The sequence below is a fragment of the Pseudomonas sp. F2 genome (assembly GCF_057174385.1).
The window spans coordinates 4,623,918-4,641,462 of sequence record NZ_CM169904.1 but is presented as its reverse complement, the minus strand read 5'-3'; the positions used below and the strand labels follow the sequence as shown (position 1 = coordinate 4,641,462).

Genomic DNA, 17,545 nt, shown 5'->3' with positions numbered 1-17,545 from the left:
GGTGACGATTTCGTCGCCAGCCCGCATACTCGCGCGCAGTTGGCCTATGCTGCTGACAGCATGACGCTGGTTCTTTCTGAGGGATGCTCAATGTTTTACGTGCAACGCGATGCGCAGGGTCAGTTGATTCGCGTGGAAGCGGCGGCCTACGCCGAGGCCACGGAAACGCTGCCGGCCGACCACCATGACATCCAGGCCTGGTTCGCCAACGCGGCCGTGGAAAACAGCCTCAAACAGCTCAAGCAGAGCGACTTTGAAATGATTCGGGTACTCGACGACCTGATTCAGGTGCTGACCCAGAAGGGCGTGATCCGCGTCACCGACCTGCCGCCGGCGGCGCAAGCCAAACTGATGGACCGGACCCAGGCACGGGAAGCGTTGGGTGGGTTGAGCCACCTGATCGATGAAGATGAAGGCGGGCTGATCTGATCCCGAATCTTCGTTGACTGATCTGGCCTCATCGCGGGCAAGCCCGCTCCCACAATGGGATGGGTTACCGCAGTTATGTGAACGACACAAAATCCTGTGGGAGCGGGCTTGCCCGCGATGGCGGCATCACTGACGCCACGCGGACAACGGCTCAGCTCCAGGGCTTGGGCTCACCAAACAGCTGCCCCTGCACCCCATACAAACCCATCTCGCGAATCACCGACAATTCCCCTTCGGTCTCCACCCGTTCGGCAATCAGCGGCAGATCAATGCTGTGCGCCGCCCGCTGGATGGCTTCGATGAACAGACGCTTGTCACTTTCCTGATCGATCGCACGAATATAGCTGCCATCGATCTTCAGATACGCCAGCCCCAGCCGCGCCAGGTTGCCGATCATGCTGAAGCGTCCACCAAAGCGCTGCAGGCTCAGGGAGAAACCGAGTTCACGCAGACGCCGGGTCAACTGCTCCAGCACCGCTTGCTCCGGCAGTTGCTCCTCACCGATCTCCAGCGTCAGACGCTCGCCGAGGTCGGAGTGCGCGCGCAGAATCTCGAACACTTTGTTCAATGCCTGTGGATCGGCCAGGGTTGCCGAGGACAGGTTCAGCGCCAGCGAATCCTCATGCGCTTTCATCTGCTCCAGCACACGCTCGAGCATCAAGCGGTCGAGTCGTGCGGTCCAGCCGAAACGCTCGAGCCACGGCAGGAAGCGCCCGGCGGGAATGGTCTGGCCCTGCTCATCCAGCAAGCGCGAGAGCACTTTGTAATGCAGCACCAGTTGAGTGTCCTGCGCAGCCACCACCGGTTGGAAGTACAACTCGAAGCGCTGCTGATTCAGTGCCTGATCGAGCAATCGATGCCAGGCGTGGTGATCGTCGCCAACCTCGGCCACCAGGCTCTGATCGATGCACGCCCAGTTCTGCTCGCCCTGCCCCTCGGCCTGCGCCAGCGCCTGATCACCCAGGGTCAGCACTGCTTGCGGTGAATCGCCGTGGGCAAACGGGGCGAGGCCGATGGAGGCCACCGCCGGCACATCAGTGGCGCCGGTGGCGTGTAGGCTGCTCAACGCACTGTCGAGGTTCTGCGCCAGTTGCAGCGCTTCTTCACGCACCAGCCCCGGCGCCAGCACGGCAAATTCCCCTCCGCGAATCCGGGTGACGAGGTTCTGGGTTTCCGGGTATTTGGCGCATTCGCGGGACAACTGCTCGCCGACCGCTTTCAACAATTCATCCGTGCGCTGACCGCCCAGGCGCTGGTTGAGCCCGGCCAGATCCTTGACCCGCAACAACAGCAGGTAACCGGAACTGGCCTGCTCCGGGTTGCTCACCCGATTGTGCAGTTGCATCTCGAAATAGCGCCGGTTGGCCAGCCCCGTGAGGTTGTCCTGATAAGACTCGGCGCGCAGTTTTTCACTGCGCTCGGCCTGTTCCTGGAACAACGCCTTGAGCTTCTCGACCATCTGGTTCATCGCCTGCACCACGCGCCGCAGTTCCGGGGTGCGCGGCAGCTCCGGCAGGCTGAGGAACTCGCGACGGGCGATGGCGTGGGACTGTTTGACCATGTAATCCAGCGGGCGCAATTGCCGGCGCAGCAGCAACGCACCAAGCACCGCACTGACCGCGCCGCACAGCAACAGCCAGCCGAGGCTGCCCAACGCGCTCTGCCACAGCTTGGCCACGGCAAACATCGGGTGGCTGACCACCTCGACCCGCGCGGCCTGCTCCCAGCCACGGCTGACCAAGGCATCGCCACCGGCCGGTTCCAGGCCGATCAGTTTGACGAACCAGTCAGGCACATTGCTCACCGCCGGAATCCCGCTGCGCTCGACGATGGTCTGGTCGGTCTTGAGGTCGACCACACGGATGCTCGCGTAATAACCGCTGTCGAAAATCGAGCTGACCAGCAGCTCGACCATCGCCGGGTCGTCGATATTCGGCGTCAGCGACAACGCCAGCGCCGTGGCAGCGTCCTGGGCATGGGAGCGCAGCTGGTTGACGTACTGGGTGCGCGAACTCTCCAGACTGACCATGAAGCTGCCGGTGAAGGCGACCACCAGGAACAGACAGATAGCGATCAACAGCTGTTTGAACAAAGACATCTGAGCGCGTGCTCCTAGTTAGTCGTTTCGACCGGAAAACCTTCGGCCTGCATTTTCTTCAGCACATCCTGCCAGCGCGACAGGCGTTTGGTGTCACCGACCTTTTTGTTGCCCTTGGCTCCCGGCAGGTACAGACCTTCGGCATTGAAAGAGTAGACCGGCAGCAAATCGGTTCGCTGGGACGCAGGCTGAATCGGATCGATCAGGCTGTCGAGCACCAGCGGCATGGCATCGGGGGTGGCGTAGTAAGTCAGTACCATGTGCGCGCGATTCTGGCGCAGTGCCTTGACGTAGGTGATGCGCAGCTTGTCACTGGAGACCCCGAGATGGCGCAGGCTGAAATACTTGGCGATCGCGTAGTCTTCGCAATCGCCGGCGCCTTTCCACAGCGCTTCGATGGGCGTCTCCCAATAATCGACCTGGCCCCACAGATCGATGTCCTCTACATAGCGCACCTGTTTGTTGAAAAACAGGTTCACGACTTTCAGTTTTTCCATCTCGCTGACCTGTTTCTGCGTGGCCAGCAGGTTCTGCCAGGCATCGATCCGCTGCTGCCCGGCGCCCAGCGGCCCGTAAAGCGCCGTGGCTTTGCGGCTGATCGCGGAAAAATCCCAATCGGCATGCAGACCGCCCAGCATGACGCCGGCCAGCAGCAGTGCGCAGCCTAGCCAGCGCAAGGTCCGAGGGATCGCGAAACGTACCGCCACAGCAGGTTTCCAAGGGGGCAGGAAGGAAAGCGTTTGATGGTGAAGCTTAGCCCGGCAAAAAACAATGGCACCATGAGATCATCGCCAGCGCGCTAAACTTTACTCAGGACAGCAATCCTTTACATGGTTTGACAACCTGTAGAGCAATCACTAGTGTCTTTGGATCCAAATTCCGTCTTCATTCAGGGTGAGTAGTTGTGACACAGAAGCCCAACCCGCTGCACAGCATCAAAGTCGATGGGCCGATTCCTGCACATCTTGCCCGTTCGATCATCGAGGAGACCTTGCGCTCGGCGATTCTTGACGGTCGTTTACCGTGCGGCACCGCCCTGCGTCAGCAGGATCTGGCTGACTTGTTCGGGGTCAGCCGCATGCCGGTGCGCGAGGCTCTGCGTCAGCTGGAGGCCCAGGAGCTGCTGAGCGTCACGACCCACAAAGGCGCTGTGGTTGCCCCGTTGATTCAGGGCGACGCTACTGAAACCTACGAGTTGCGAATCCTGCTCGAATCCGAAGCCATGCGCCAGTCGGTTCCGCTGCTGACCAGCGCCGATCACGCGCTTGCCGCCGGTCATATCGAAGCACTCGAGACCCAGCACGACTACAGCGAAATCGGTCGACTCAATCGCCTGTTCCACATGGCCTTGTACCGCAAGGCGCCGAATCAGCGGTTGCTGCGACTGGTCGAAGACGGCCTGAACGAAGAAGAGCGGTTTCTGCGTTTCAACCTCGAAGCCATGGGACTGGGCAAACTGTCCCAGGAAGATCACCGGGCGATGCTCCAGGCCGTGATCGAACGCGATGTCGAACTGTCGGTGAAGCTGCTCACACAACACCTCAACCGTGGCGTCGAGGTGATCACCCGTTACCTCGCCAGCCCTGCCGGACAACACCGCAAGGCGGTCCGCTGATGCCTTCAACGCCGGTCTCAGTCGCTCGCAGCTGACCGGCGAATAACCCGCTTACAAATCCTCTCTACGGTCTGCCGCAAACCCGGTGGCGGATTCGCCTGTTCGCTCTAACCTCCCAGCGCCCCCATAAGTCCGGTAATGCAGCTCGCCGCGGACGAATCGGTCATAGCCGTCCCGCCAATTTACCCGCACTCTTGAACAGCCAACCCATGAAGAACGGGGACGCACCGCACCGCCGGCGCAGTCCTCGCACCAGGAACCTACGGAAGGAGCCTTGCCACGGGATAAAAGGAAGTTACGGCGCCGTTCCCGGCCAACTTTCACCCCTATACACAACTTCAATCCTTGTATCGAAAAGTTGCTCTGAGTGAGGAATTCACTCTTGTCTTCAATTTTGGCCACTGTTCGCCGAAAGGAGTAACTACGCCCAAGTAAAACTTAATTTATAAGTTTTACCGGACCAACTCACACTTAAAAAACAGCAAACTTAAAATAATTAAAAATAAACTTGTTAAGTTATTTGATGATGTATTAGTTTTTCCTCGCCGAGCAGGTTAAACCCCGCAAACACGGCACGGCTCCGCACTCAGCTGACAGCCATGGCAAATAGTCGCCCTGGCACAGCCCAGAGCCTCCAATGCACTTTGCACACGTTCATTTAACTGAATGAGGCCAGCGCTCGCCAATATAAAAATTTAAAACCCAGACAGTCTGCATTGACGCACCGAACGAGCAACTTTCTCTATTCCAATAACACCGAGGTTAGCCATGATGCCAACTAAAGAACAACTCGCCCTGATAAAAGCTCAATTGAGCGTTCATCCGATCTTTACTGAAATCGATTCGTTATCGGTACTGCGCCGGTTCATGGAATCCCACGTCTTCGCCGTCTGGGATTTCATGTCGCTGACCAAGCGTCTCCAACAAGAACTGACCTGCACCCGTCTGCCGTGGCTGCCGCCGCGTGACCCGCATGCTGCGCGGCTGATCAACGAGATCGTGCTCGGCGAAGAGTCCGACGACCGTCCCGCTCACGGCCATTACAGTCATTTCGAGCTGTATCTGGACGCCATGCGCGAAGTCGGTGCGAGCACCACGGCAGTCGAACGCTTTGTCGCGCTGCAACAGGAGGGCGTGAGTTACGACGTCGCCCTGCAAAGCGTGGAAGTGGATCCGGCAGCAGCAAAATTTGTTCGCGAGACGCTGAACACCGCGCTGCATGCGCCAGGCCACAGCGTCGCTGCCGCGTTCCTGCATGGTCGCGAGAGCGTCATCCCGACCATGTTCCAGCGCATCCTCGATGACTGGGGGATCGGTATCGAACAGGCGCCGACCTTTCGCTATTACCTGGAGCGCCACATCGAGGTCGATTCCGAAGATCACGGTCCGGCGGCGGAGCAACTGCTTGAGCGTCTGGTCGATGGCGATCCGCAACGCGAAGCCGAAGTCTACGCCAGTGCCATCGCGGCGGTGGAAAGCCGCATCGCCTTGTGGGACGGCCTGCGTCTGAGCATGCGCGAATCGTTGGCGGAGGTGGCCCAATGAATGCCGCCGATTACCAATCCTTCGCCGACGCCTGGGAAAGCCGCGCCACCATCCGCACCCGGCCACGGCGCGTACTGGAAGACGATGAACGCCTGATTTATCCGTTGAGCCGCCAGCCCCTGGTGCTCAGCGACACCTTCCTGCGCGAGTGCCCGCAACAGCGGGATTTTGCCTTGGTGCAGACGCTGTACAAGTTCATCAACGACGTGGTGATTTTCGAAACCGAGATCGTCGACAAGACCGCGCGCAGTATCGCCAAGAATCGCTTTGCCGTGGCCTTCCCGTTCGCCTGTCGCTACGACGCCATGACCGTGGTGGTGGACGAGGATTACCACGCGCTGGTGGCGATGGACTTCATGCAACAGACCGTGGCCATGACCGGCATCGAGCCGATCGAACTGCCCGCTGAAATTGAACTGAGCCGGGCGATTCCTGCCGCTGTGGCGTTGGCGCCCGAGCACCTGCGCAGCGCGGTGGAGCTGATCTGCGTGGCGATCGCCGAAAACACCGTGACCGGCGACGTCGCCGCGTTTGCCCGTGACGACACGGTCAAGCCGTCGATCAAAGGCCTGATGGCCGATCACTTGCTGGATGAGGGACGGCATTCCAGTTTCTGGGCGCGCATGGTGCGCATCTATTGGCACACCGCCAGTGACGCGGACCGGGCAACCATCGCGCAGATCCTGCCGGTGTTTATCGGCCATTACCTGACCAACGACATTCAAAAGTCCTTCGATCTGCGCCTGATCGACGCCTTGCCGGTCAGCGATGCCGTGCGCCGTTCCCTCAAGGACGAGATGGCCGGCCTGGCCTTCCCGATCAATCGCCATCATCCGCTGGTGGGCAACATCGTGCGTTTTTTCCACAGCAGCTCGCTGCTCGACACGCCCTGCGTGCAGCACGCCCTGCGCGACTATCTGGTTTGATGAGGAGGCTGACATGAGACGTCTCGACATTTTGCTGATTGGCGCCAGCCAGGCCATGACCGACCTGGCGCAGGAACTCGAACAACACGGTCACACCTTGCTGCGCAGCGGCGCGGCGCAATCGCCGGTGGATCTGATCATCGACGATGGCTTCATCGGCGCCGGCGATTTCTGCGCCATCCCGCACCTGCATCTGCGCCTGGGTATCGGTTCGCCTAGCCTTGGCGGTTTACCGACGCTCGACCTGCTGTGCTTCCTCGGCTCGTCTCTGATCAGCCGTGTGCCGATTGGCGATGAGCCGTCCGGCAACGGGCAGGCTCTGCGTCAGCGGCTGCTGACGCAGGTGGTTGACGAAGTCGCGCTGCTGGTCAGCCGTTTCTCCCGCGATGCCGAGTATTTCCAGCAGGTGATGCCCGCCACGGCAGTGGATTTCGAACAGGTGGAAGACCTGCGGTTTCTCGACAGCCTGGCCTACGTCCATCGCCTTAACGACACGGCCAACCCGATGCTGCTCAAGCAGGCGCAGATACCGCTGATCGAGCGTCTGCAACGCAGCCTGATCGAACACGCCGAGCGACCGGCGCTGCACCTGGCCGAGCAGTCGCTCAGCTATCGCCAGTTACACGCCCACAGCTGTGCGATCCAGCAACGCCTGCTGCCATTGCTCAAACAACATCCGCAGCCGTGGATCGTAGGTATCTGTCAGCCGAAAAGCCCGGCGCTGTTTGCCTCGATTCTGGCGGTGCTCGGCAGTGGCGCGGTGTACCTGCCGCTGGAGCCGAGCCATCCGTTGCAGCGCCAGCAATACATCCTGCAGAACGCTGGCGCGGTGTTGTTGCTGCACGATGGCGAGCACCCGCTCAGTGAGTCAATGCCCGATCTGGATGTCAGTTGTATCGACAGCGCGGATGCGGATCTCAGCCAACCGTTGATGCGTCAACGGGCGACGCTTGAAGCACCGTGCATGGCGCTCTACACCTCAGGCACTACCGGGCATCCGAAGGGCGTGCTGCTGAGCCAGGCGAACCTCGCGCACTTCACCGCGTGGTACGCCGATTACGTGCAGTTGCGCGCCGAAAGCCGGGTGTTGCAGTTCTCTTCGCTGAGCTTCGACTCATCGCTGATCGATATCTTTCCGACGCTGCTGCAGGGCGCCGAACTGGTGGTGCCCGACGACACCCAGCGCCGCGATCCGCTGCAACTGGTGGCGTTGATCCGCCGCCGGCAACTGACCCACGCGTTCCTGCCGCCAGCGCTGCTGAGCATCCTGCCGTTGGAGCAATTGCAAGGCGTGGAGGTGATGACCGGTGGCGACGTCTGCGAGCCCTTCGTCATCGAGCAACTGACCCGTCAGGGCAAGCTGCATAACCTGTACGGCCCCACCGAAGCGACGGTGCTGATTACCGCCCGGCAACTGCAACCGGGTGACAGCAACCGCACTCTTGGCGCACCGATTGCCAACAGTCAGGTGCTGATTCTCGATGACGACCTGCAACCAGTGACGGAGAACACCGTCGGCGAATTGTTCATCGTCGGTCCCGGCGTCTGCCTCGGTTACTTGAACAACCCACAGCAGACCGCCGAGCGCTACCTGACCCTGCAACTGCCGCACGGTGAGAACTTGCGCGCCTACCGCAGTGGTGACATGGCCAAATGGGGCGAGCACGGTATCGAGCTGTGCGGACGGCGCGACAATCAGGTGAAAATCCGTGGTTTCCGGGTCGAGCCGGAGGAGATCGAACGCTGCCTGCGCGAGAGCCAGTTGTACCGTCAGGTGGCGGTGGTGATCGACAGTCAGCGGCGGATTCTGGCGTTCCTTGCGCAGTCGCAATCGGACGCTGCCCGCGATCTATTGAAGGCGCATGCCCAGCAGTTTTTGCCGGACTACATGCAACCGGTGGCGTGGACTGAACTGCCGCACATGCCATTCGCCAGCAACGGCAAGGTCGACCGCAAGGCGTTGCTGGAACTGCCGGTGAGCGTGCAGGACAGCGGCCCGAAATGCCTGCCGGCAAATGCCGACGAAGCGCTGCTGCTGGAGATCTGGGCGGAACTGCTGGAGCTGCCGAGCAGCGATATTTCCACCGACGAAAGTTTCTTCAACCTCGGTGGGCATTCGATCCTGCTGTCGCGCATGTTGCTGCGCTTGCGTGAGGAATTCGGCCGTAGCATTTCGATCAACCGCTTCATCGAATTGCCGACCATCATCAAGCTCGCAACGCTGGTGCGCGGGACCGATGACAGCGCGGTGCTCAGCGCCCAGGCCATGGCCGACGCCGAACGCCCGCTGAACATCGAGCCGTTGCCGATCAGCCGCCTGGGCGATGTGCACAAAGTGATCGTCACCGGCGCCAACAGCTTTGTCGGCGTACACATTGTCGAAGCGCTGCTCGGCTGGGGCGCCAGCGAGGTGGCGTGTCTGGTGCGTGACGGTGGCGGACAAACGGCGGCGCAGCGGTTTGCCCAGGCGTTGCGCGAGAACCGCCTGGAGCATCTGGACCTGAGCCGGGTGCGGATCTACTCGGCAGACATCACCCGTCCGCAACTGGGCTTGGCCGACGCCGATTATCAGCGCCTGGATCGCGAGTTCGGCGCACTGGTGCACAACGCCGCCAACGTCAACCATGTGCTCGATTACGAGTCGCTGGCCGCGGATAACGTCGAGCCGATTTTCGAGCTGCTGCGCCTGTGTGAAGGGCGCAGCAAAAAGGTCTTCAACTTTGTCTCGACGCTGTCCGCTTCCAGCACCATCGATAGCGAAAGCCGCGTACTCGAACTGCCCGCCGCACCGACCCCGCCGATCTACATCCGCAATGGCTACAACCTGTCGAAGTGGGTCGGCGAGCGCATCCTTGAGCGGGCGCGCGAGCGTGGGGTGTGGGTCAACCTGTATCGCCCCGGCAACATCAGTTTCAACAGCCTGAGCGGCGTCTGCCAACCGCACAAGAACCGTTTGATGCTGATGCTCAAGGGCTCGATCCAGCTCGGTCAGGTGCCGGCCTTCGCACTGAATTTCGACCTGATGCCGGTGGATTTTCTCGCCCGTTTCATCGCCTTCCACGCCAGCCGTTATTCGAGCGAGCGAGCGGTGTTCAACCTGCACAACCCCGAGCCGCTGAGTTGGGATGCCTACGTCGCGTCGTTCCGCGAAACCGGCAGTGAATTTTCGCTGGTCAGTGTCGCCGACTGGCAACAGCAACTGGGCCGGGTCGACGCCGACAACGCGCTGTTCGGTGTGCTTGGTTTCTACCTCAACGGCTTCGAGGAAGACATCGGCGACATCTCCCTGATCGGCCACGCCAACGCCCACGCCGGGGTGCAACAGATGGGCGCGCAATACCCGGAAAAATCCCCGGCGCTGCTGCGTCGCGGCTGCGATTACCTGAAACAGATCAACTTCATCTAGTTCATCAAAAAGGAGCAACACCATGAGCAATCTGCAACCCGACACCTTGATCAAAAACCCGCACGGCTGCCACGTTGTGTCGTCGGTGGAAGTGCCGGCGGACGCGGCGCAGGTTTGGGCGGTGGTCGGCAATTTCGCCGCTTTCGACCGGTTTATTCCGGCGTTGTCGCACATCGAAATGACCGGTGAAGGCGTGTCCTCGCTGCGCAAGAAGGTCTTCAAGGACGGCAACGTGGTGGTCGAGCAACTCAACTCCCGCGATGAGCAGGCGCGCGCCATGACCTGGACCACGATCTACAACACGCTGGGTGTGGCCAATCTGTGGGCGGCGATGAATGTGGAATCTTTGGGGGCGGGCAAGTCGCGGGCGACCTGGACGATTATTGCCGAGCCGGCCAGCGGAGGTGCCGAGGCGCTGCCGGGGTTCAAGGATTTCGTGCAGGGGTTTGCCGATGATGCGATGGGGAATGTGCTGAAGCTGTTTGTCTAAGGCTTCGGATTGGCAGTGATTGCACCGCCACTATCGCTGGCAAGCCAGCTCCCACAGGCTCCAGGTCGGTCACAGATGTTGTGTTCGCCAGAAATCCTGTGGGAGCGGGCTTGCCCGCGATGAACGATAACGCGGTCTGCTAGACGTCAGATCTTGAAGCTGTCGACCAACTGCTTCAACCGATTCGCCTGCTGCGACAACGCATCACAATCCTTCAACGTTTCATTGAGGTTGGCGACGCTCTGCTGGTTCAGCAGGTTGATCTGGTTGACGTCGACGTTGAGGGTTTCCACCACCGCCGTCTGCTCCTCGGTCGCGGCAGCCACCGACTGGTTCATGCCATCGATTTCACCGATGCGCTGGGTCACGCTGACCAGGCGCAGGCCCGCCTGATTGGCCACTTCAACGCTCTCTTCGCTGGACGCCTGACTGGCGTTCATGGTGGTCACCGCTTCACGGGAACCGACCTGCAACGAAGTGATCATCTTGTGGATCTCCTCCGCCGACTCCTGGGTGCGATGCGCGAGGTTACGCACTTCGTCCGCCACCACGGCAAAACCGCGTCCGGCTTCACCGGCACGGGCCGCTTCGATGGCCGCGTTGAGCGCCAGCAGGTTGGTCTGCTGCGAGATGCCTTTGATCACATCGAGGATGTGGCCGATGTTGTCGGTGCTGGCATTGAGGGTTTCGATCTGAGTGCACGACAGGCTGATCTTCTGCGACAGCTCGGTCATCGCCTGAATGGTCTGCTCGACCACCTGACGACCGTCATCAGCCTGTTCGCTCGCGCCGCTGGCGTGTTGCGAAGCGTCGGCGGCGTTGCGGGCGATTTCTTGAGTCGCGGCGCCCAACTGGTTGATCGCGGCGGCCACGCTATTGGTACGGGCGCTTTGTTCGTCGGAACCAATGATCGAGGCGTTGGACGATGCCATCACCCGTTGCGACAGGTCGTGTACATGACGGGTGGCCGACGACACTTCGGAGATCGACGCGTGAATGCGCTCGACGAACTGGTTGAACGAACTGCCCAGTTCAGCGAACTCATCCTTGCCTTGCACGACCAGACGACGAGTCAGGTCGCCTTCGCCCTGGGCGATGTCCTGCATCGCACGACCCATGGTGGTCAGCGGACGCATCAGAACGTTGATCAGCAGGCTCAGCAGCAGCGCAATCGCAGCGACCGCGACGAACATCGCGATCAACGCCGAAGTGCGGAACTGGCTGAGCGCGGCGTAGGCCTTGTCACGATCGATCGACAGGCCGATGTACCAGTCGGCATTCGGCAAGCCGCTGACCGGGGTGAACGACAGGATGCGCTCCTGGCCGTTGAGTACCACGTTCTGGTTGCCCTTCTCGATGCGCACGCCGGCGTTCGGGTAGATGTCCTTGAGGTTCTTCATTACCTGGTCTTTGTCCGGGCTGACGATCACCTGGCCGTCACCGCTGACGAGGAATGCGTGACCGAGGCCACCGAAGTCCACCGAATTGATGATCTTCACCAGGGTTTCCAGGCTCAGGTCACCGCCGACCACACCCAGCAGTTCGCCATTGTTTTTCACCGGCATGGCGATGGTCACCACCAGACCACCGACCGCCGCCATGTACGGCGGCGTCAGCATGGTTTTGTCGGCAGCGACGGCTTGCTTGTACCAAGGGCGCTGACGCGGGTCGTAACCGTCGGGCATCTTCGCGTCAGGGCGCTGGGTGAACACACCGTTGGCTTGACCGACGTAGGTGAACTGGAAGTTCGAGGTGAAGGCCGGTTGATCGACCAGCCCCGGGAAATCGGCGTTCTTGCCCTGATGGGCAACGTTTTGCGCGAGGTTTTCCAGCACCAGAATTCGCCCGCTCATCCAGTTCTGCACGCTGCTGGCGGTCAGATCGCCGGCCTGCTGCACGGACGACTGAAGATTCTGGCCGATGGTGTTGCGCTGCAGATAGTCGTTGTAGAGGGTGAACAAAGCGAAAGCCAGGACCACGACGCCCGAGGCGGCCAACAGGATTTTATGGCTGAACTTGAGATTCATTTCATGGGACTTCTTATGCAAAAGTGGGGATGCGTTCCGGGATGCAACATTCCATGTACAGCGCAGGCGGCGTTCTGACGGCCGCTCTACTTTGGTGCACGCATGTCTCACCAGTCTGTCGGCACGCTTCGGAGAAAACTTAGCGCTTTGCAGGAAATGCACGGTATTTCAGCCAGATTCCCGCCGAACGGCGTGCCAGAGCGTTCGCCGGTCATTTCTTGGTGACTGTTTTTGCAGCGCCGGTTGCAAATTCTGTAGCCCTTGATGACAATGCGACTAATTATCATTTGTGACGTTCGGGCTGTTGCGTTCATGTCCTCACCTGAGTTTGCAGTGCAGGCGCTTTACCGGAGTCATCACGGCTGGCTCAACGCCTGGCTGCGAGCGCGACTGGGCAATGCCGCGGATGCGGCGGATCTGGCCCAGGACACCTTCGTCCGTCTGCTGCAGCGCAGCGAACGCCTGGAACTGAAAGCACCTCGCGCATTTTTACGCACCATCGCCCGTGGTCTGGTGATCGACCTCTGGCGTCGTGAAGAAATCGAACGCGCCTATCTCGAAACCATCGCCCACTTGCCCGAAGCCGAAGCCCCAAGCGCCGAAACCCGCGCGCTGGTAATCGAATTGCTTGAAGACATTGCGCGCATGCTCGAAGGCTTGCGGCCGAAAGTGCGTCAGGCGTTTCTGCTGGCGCAGTGCGAAGGTTTGACCCATAAGCAGATTGCCGCGCGAATGGGCTTGTCTCTGCGCTCAGTCGAACGTTACGTCGCCGCTGCGCTGTATCACTGCTACGTGTTGCGGTACGCAAGTTGATGGCTGTGGATAACAACTCAGCCGGGCGTCGCGCCGAGCCGCCGCAACAAGTGGTCAAGCAAGCCATTCACTGGTTGCTGCGGCTGCGCAACAACCATGGCAATGCGCGCCTGAGTCATCAGTGCGACGCGTGGCGCGCCGAACATCATGAACATGAATTGGCCTGGCAGCGCGTGCAGTCGCTGCAGGCCGAACTGAGCCACAACCTGCGCGCAGCGCCCGGCGCCCAGGTCGCGTTCAATACGCTGGAAAACAGTGCGCAAGGACTGGGCCGGCGACAAGCCTTGAAGCTGCTGTCCGGCGCGGTGCTGATGGGCTCCGCGGCATGGCTGGCCAAGGACACCTCCGTGTGGCAGCAGTGGCGCGCTGATTACGCTACGGCGACCGGCGAGCGTCGCGGGTTCCAGCTGCCCGACGGCACGCGGATCGAGCTGAACACTGCCAGCGCAGTGGATCTGGACTACACCGCGCAGCAGCGGCTGATCAAACTCAATCGCGGCGAAATCATCGTCACATGCGGTGGTAACGATGAAGGCGCGGCGTTCAATCGGGCGCTACGCGTACAAAGTCGTCACGGCGTTTATGAGCCGACCCACGCCCGCTTCATCCTGCGTCAGGACAGTGATTGCACGCGGCTGAGCGTCACCCACGGCCGTGTGACCATTCATAGCGCTGGCACCTTGGTTGAGGCACTCGCCGGGCAGACCTACCTGATCGATCACCACCAGGTACGCCCGGCGCCGCCACCAGATATGGACGCGGGCGCGTGGGTCGACGGTCTGATCGTCACTCGCAATATGCGCCTGGGCGATTTTCTCAACGAGGTCGGACGTTATCGTCCAGGTTTCGTGACGTGCGCGCCGGCGGTGGCAGATTTGCGCCTGTCCGGCGTGTTCCGCCTGGAGGACACCGACAAGCTGTTGGGCATTTTGCCGCAGACGTTGCCGGTGCAGTTGCGCTATCGCACCCGGTGGTGGGTAATGATTGAGGCAGTGGCCTGAAATTATTTTGGCGGTTTTTTGCGGCAAATCCGGCTTGGTCAGTAAGCACCTCCATTCCGCTTTAGCGACTTGCCACGGAAACCGACAATGACTGTCCGCATCACCTGTAAGAAACCTCTGCATTTCACTGCCGAATCAGCCCTGTTACGCCACGCCGTTCGCGCCGCCCTGCTCTCCACTGCTCTGGGCACCGGAGTGTTGCCTGCCCTGAGCCTCGCCGCCAATGCCAGTGAAGCGAGCAGCCATCGCTACAACATTGGCGCCGGCCCGATGGACGAAGCGCTGAACCGGTTTGCGCGCGAGGCGGGTATCACCTTGTCGATGACACCCCAGCAAACGCGGGGGCAGCAGTCGCCGGGCGTGCAGGGCGAATATTCAACCGATCAAGCGTTGAGCCGTTTGCTGAGTGGCTCGGGTCTGGAAGCGGTCAGCCAGGATGGCAGCAGCTACATTCTGCACTCAGTCAGCGACAGCGATGCACTGGCGCTGCCGGCCACTGATATCAAAGGCTTCGCTCTCGGAAATGCACTGGGCAGCATGGAGGGCTACAACGCCACCCACAGCCAGATCGCCACCAAGACCAGTACCGCGCTGCTGGAAACGTCACAAAGCGTATCGGTGGTGACTCGCGAGCAAATGGACGATCAAGGCTCGCAGACCGTCTCCCAGACGATGCGTTATACCCCCGGCGTGCTGACCAATCCTTACGGCGCGACGCATCGATACGACTATGTGGCGATGCGCGGTTTCAACGACGGTTCGGTGGACAACATCTATCTCGACGGCCTCAAGTCGATGGGTGACAGCGGCACCTACAGCACCATGCAGGTCGATCCGTATTTCCTTGAACGCGTGGATATTCTCAAAGGCCCATCGTCCGTGTTGTACGGTCGCAGTTCGCCCGGTGGCCTGGTGGCGCTGACCAGCAAAAAACCGTTGTACGAGGCCTATCATCAAGTTCAGGCCACGGTCGGCACCCAAGGCCAGCGCGGTGTCGGTTTTGACTTCAGCGGTCCGGTCGATGACGACAAGCGCATCGCCTATCGTCTGACCGGTTTGACGGATCAATCCGACACGCAATTCGACCACAACAAGGAAAAACGCTTCGCTCTCGCCCCAACCCTGAGCATCGATTTCACTGAAGACACTTCGCTGACACTGCAGGCGTATCTACAACACGATCCGGATGGCGGCTACCACGGCGGCGTGCCGGCAGACGGGACGATTCATCAGCGCAACGGCAACCGCATCTCGCCGCACTTCTTCGAGGGCGAGCCGGGAGTTGATGGGTACTCGCGGAATCAGCAGTCGTTTGGCTATCAGTTCGAACATCGCTTCAACGATGTCTTCACGGCGCGGCAGAATTTCCGTTACCTCGACTCCAAAGTGAACATGGATCAGGTCTACGCCTATGGCTGGACGACGCCAACCAGCAACGAACTGAATCGCTATTACACCGGCGGCGATGAGCGTCTGCATGCGTTCATCGTCGACAACATGCTGCAGGCCGAATTCTTCACCGGTGCCACCAAGCACACCGTGTTGATGGGCGCAGATTATCAACGGCGCAAAACCGTGGTCGACTGGACCAGCGGCGGCCTGGCGCCGATCAATGCCTTCGATCCGGTCTACGGTAATTCGGCGATCGACGTGTACGGCGAGACCCGTTATCTGCGCCGCCTGGAACAAACCGGCGTATACCTGCAAGACCTGATCGAGATGGACCAGTGGCGCTTCTCACTCGGGCTGCGTCAGGACTGGGTCGAGACGTCGGATGAGAACCGTATCGCCGAAGCGGGACGGCCAGTGGGCACCGAAATCAACGACCGCCGCACCAAACTGACCGGCCGCGCTGGCGCGTTGTATCTGTTCGAAAACGGCTTGGCGCCGTACATCAGCTATTCCGAGTCGTTTAACCCGAACTCGTATGCTGACAGCGCCGGCAATCCACTGCCGCCAACCGACGGAACGCAATGGGAAGTCGGCCTGAAGTACCAGCCGCCAGGCACCGACAATCTGTTCACCGCCTCGCTGTTCCATATCGATCAGGAGAACCTGGCGACCAAGCTGCCCCAGGAAAATTTCTACCGTGCTGTCGGCGCCGTGCGTTCGCAAGGTCTGGAACTGGAAGCGCACATGCAGGTGACCGACAACCTGAAAGTGCTCGGTAGCTATACCTTCACCGATATCGAGTATTCGAAGTCGATGGTCAGTACCCTGAGTACGCCGACCGACGTAATCGAAAACAAAGGCAACTCGCCGACTCAGGCACCGCGGCACATGGCATCGTTGTGGGCCGACTACAAGTTCGATAGCGCGGCACTCGATGGCCTGCGTTTAGGCGGTGGTGTGCGTTATGTCGGTTATAGCTGGGCGGATGCGGAAAACACACTGAAGGTGCCGTCTTACACGTTGTTCGACGCATCGATCGGTTATGACCTGGGCAAGGTCGGCTTGAAGGGCGTCGACGTTCGATTGAACGCGAACAACCTGACCAACGAGTCTTACGTGGCCTCCTGCGCCAGTCTGAGCTTTTGCTACATGGGCGAAGAGCGCAACGTCGCGGCCACGGTCAGCTACCAGTTCTGAACCTTAGCCTTATGCATAAAAAAGCCAGCCCCTGATCATTCAGGGGCTGGCTTTTTCGATTTTAAGGGCGCCGTTCAAACGGCCTCAGCTGAGGCGCTGTGATTACCCCCGTGACAAACCGTTCCGGAAGAAGTAATCGGTTGCGTGGAAGATCAATACGGCTCGCAAAGCGGCCTGATTTTTTAATTCCCTGAAACGACAAAACCCCTGTCTGCGTTAGCAGACAGGGGTTCTGGAATTTAATCTTGACGATGACCTACTCTCACATGGGGAAACCCCACACTACCATCGGCGATGCATCGTTTCACTTCTGAGTTCGGGATGGGATCAGGTGGTTCCAACGCTCTATGGTCGTCAAGAAATTCTGTATCTGGCCCGTCAACACGGTAACGTTCCAGCAAAATCGGTGACTTCTACTAAAACAAAACCCCAACTGCTTTCGCAATTGGGGTTTCGGAATTTAATCTTGACGATGACCTACTCTCACATGGGGAAACCCCACACTACCATCGGCGATGCATCGTTTCACTTCTGAGTTCGGGATGGGATCAGGTGGTTCCAACGCTCTATGGTCGTCAAGAAATTCGGGTACTGACTCGTGACCGG

Annotated in this window: 12 protein-coding genes and 2 rRNA genes; 9 read left to right on the top strand and 5 right to left on the bottom strand. The window is 60.1% G+C overall.

What is annotated here, in order from left to right; translation table 11 throughout:
- Positions 1–90: 90 nt before the first annotated feature.
- On the top strand, positions 91–429 hold the full coding sequence (locus AC193Q_RS20980; RefSeq protein WP_121182990.1) for a tryptophan synthase subunit beta: 339 nt from the start codon (positions 91–93) through the stop codon (positions 427–429).
- Between the two features lie 151 nt (positions 430–580).
- Here the strand turns inward: AC193Q_RS20980 and lapD are convergent, their stop codons facing one another.
- Both lapD and lapG read right to left on the bottom strand, forming a co-directional pair.
- Entirely contained in the window at positions 581–2,527 is a 1,947-nt protein-coding gene (gene lapD, locus AC193Q_RS20975; protein WP_121182988.1) for a cyclic di-GMP receptor LapD, read from the bottom strand.
- 14 nt (positions 2,528–2,541) lie between these two features.
- The gene (gene lapG / locus AC193Q_RS20970; protein ID WP_007962016.1) at positions 2,542–3,234 is read right to left on the bottom strand and encodes a cysteine protease LapG; all 693 of its coding nucleotides are present in this window, start codon (positions 3,232–3,234) and stop codon (positions 2,542–2,544) included.
- A gap of 197 nt (positions 3,235–3,431) precedes the next feature.
- Between lapG and AC193Q_RS20965 the strand changes: the two genes are divergently transcribed.
- The 5 genes from AC193Q_RS20965 (at position 3,432) to AC193Q_RS20945 (ending at position 10,509) form a co-directional block, all read left to right on the top strand.
- On the top strand, positions 3,432–4,142 hold the full coding sequence (locus tag AC193Q_RS20965) for a GntR family transcriptional regulator (protein ID WP_121182986.1): 711 nt from the start codon (positions 3,432–3,434) through the stop codon (positions 4,140–4,142).
- Positions 4,143–4,910: 768 nt separating this feature from the next.
- Positions 4,911–5,687: a DUF3050 domain-containing protein gene (locus AC193Q_RS20960; RefSeq protein ID WP_121182984.1), complete on the top strand. Its 777-nt coding sequence runs from the start codon at positions 4,911–4,913 to the stop codon at positions 5,685–5,687.
- Entirely contained in the window at positions 5,684–6,613 is a 930-nt protein-coding gene (locus AC193Q_RS20955; RefSeq protein WP_121182982.1) for a diiron oxygenase, read from the top strand. Before AC193Q_RS20960 ends, AC193Q_RS20955 begins: the two co-directional genes overlap by 4 nt.
- Positions 6,614–6,626: 13 nt before the next feature.
- Positions 6,627–10,019, top strand: coding sequence for a non-ribosomal peptide synthetase (locus AC193Q_RS20950; protein WP_121182980.1), 3,393 nt, complete (start codon positions 6,627–6,629; stop codon positions 10,017–10,019).
- A 22-nt stretch (positions 10,020–10,041) separates the two neighbouring features.
- On the top strand, positions 10,042–10,509 hold the full coding sequence (locus AC193Q_RS20945) for an SRPBCC family protein (protein ID WP_047290707.1): 468 nt from the start codon (positions 10,042–10,044) through the stop codon (positions 10,507–10,509).
- A 146-nt stretch (positions 10,510–10,655) separates the two neighbouring features.
- Here AC193Q_RS20945 and AC193Q_RS20940 read toward each other — a convergent pair whose 3' ends face one another.
- Positions 10,656–12,536 (bottom strand): methyl-accepting chemotaxis protein, encoded by a 1,881-nt coding sequence (locus AC193Q_RS20940; protein WP_047290706.1) that lies wholly within the window; start codon positions 12,534–12,536, stop codon positions 10,656–10,658.
- Positions 12,537–12,848: 312 nt separating this feature from the next.
- Here AC193Q_RS20940 and AC193Q_RS20935 point away from each other — a divergent pair, with 312 nt between their 5' ends.
- The 3 genes from AC193Q_RS20935 (at position 12,849) to AC193Q_RS20925 (ending at position 16,939) form a co-directional block, all read left to right on the top strand.
- Positions 12,849–13,349, top strand: a complete 501-nt coding sequence (locus AC193Q_RS20935) for a sigma-70 family RNA polymerase sigma factor (RefSeq protein ID WP_121182978.1) — start codon at positions 12,849–12,851, stop codon at positions 13,347–13,349.
- Positions 13,349–14,350 carry a FecR family protein gene (locus tag AC193Q_RS20930; protein WP_121182976.1) on the top strand — a complete coding sequence of 334 codons (1,002 nt, stop codon included), beginning with the start codon at positions 13,349–13,351 and terminating at the stop codon, positions 14,348–14,350. The genes AC193Q_RS20935 and AC193Q_RS20930 overlap by 1 nt, the downstream gene beginning before the upstream one ends.
- Positions 14,351–14,437: 87 nt before the next feature.
- Complete coding sequence (locus AC193Q_RS20925) at positions 14,438–16,939, top strand: TonB-dependent siderophore receptor (protein WP_121182974.1); 2,502 nt, start codon at positions 14,438–14,440, stop codon at positions 16,937–16,939.
- A gap of 243 nt (positions 16,940–17,182) precedes the next feature.
- On the opposite strand, the gene rrf (AC193Q_RS20920) is transcribed toward AC193Q_RS20925, so the two are convergent.
- A 5S ribosomal RNA gene (rrf, locus tag AC193Q_RS20920) occupies positions 17,183–17,298 on the bottom strand.
- Positions 17,299–17,403: 105 nt separating this feature from the next.
- Positions 17,404–17,519, bottom strand: a 5S ribosomal RNA gene (gene rrf, locus AC193Q_RS20915).
- Positions 17,520–17,545: the final 26 nt, after the last annotated feature.

What these genes read in the sequence shown, in the direction of transcription:
- AC193Q_RS20980 (WP_121182990.1), top strand. Translation starts at nt 91, where the DNA reads ATGTTTTACGTGCAACGCGATGCGCAGGGTCAGTTGATTCGCGTGGAA.
- lapD (WP_121182988.1), bottom strand. Translation starts at nt 2,527, where the DNA reads ATGTCTTTGTTCAAACAGCTGTTGATCGCTATCTGTCTGTTCCTGGTG.
- AC193Q_RS20960 (WP_121182984.1), top strand. Translation starts at nt 4,911, where the DNA reads ATGATGCCAACTAAAGAACAACTCGCCCTGATAAAAGCTCAATTGAGC.
- AC193Q_RS20955 (WP_121182982.1), top strand. Translation starts at nt 5,684, where the DNA reads ATGAATGCCGCCGATTACCAATCCTTCGCCGACGCCTGGGAAAGCCGC.
- AC193Q_RS20950 (WP_121182980.1), top strand. Translation starts at nt 6,627, where the DNA reads ATGAGACGTCTCGACATTTTGCTGATTGGCGCCAGCCAGGCCATGACC.
- AC193Q_RS20945 (WP_047290707.1), top strand. Translation starts at nt 10,042, where the DNA reads ATGAGCAATCTGCAACCCGACACCTTGATCAAAAACCCGCACGGCTGC.
- AC193Q_RS20940 (WP_047290706.1), bottom strand. Translation starts at nt 12,536, where the DNA reads ATGAATCTCAAGTTCAGCCATAAAATCCTGTTGGCCGCCTCGGGCGTC.
- AC193Q_RS20935 (WP_121182978.1), top strand. Translation starts at nt 12,849, where the DNA reads ATGTCCTCACCTGAGTTTGCAGTGCAGGCGCTTTACCGGAGTCATCAC.
- AC193Q_RS20930 (WP_121182976.1), top strand. Translation starts at nt 13,349, where the DNA reads ATGGCTGTGGATAACAACTCAGCCGGGCGTCGCGCCGAGCCGCCGCAA.
- AC193Q_RS20925 (WP_121182974.1), top strand. Translation starts at nt 14,438, where the DNA reads ATGACTGTCCGCATCACCTGTAAGAAACCTCTGCATTTCACTGCCGAA.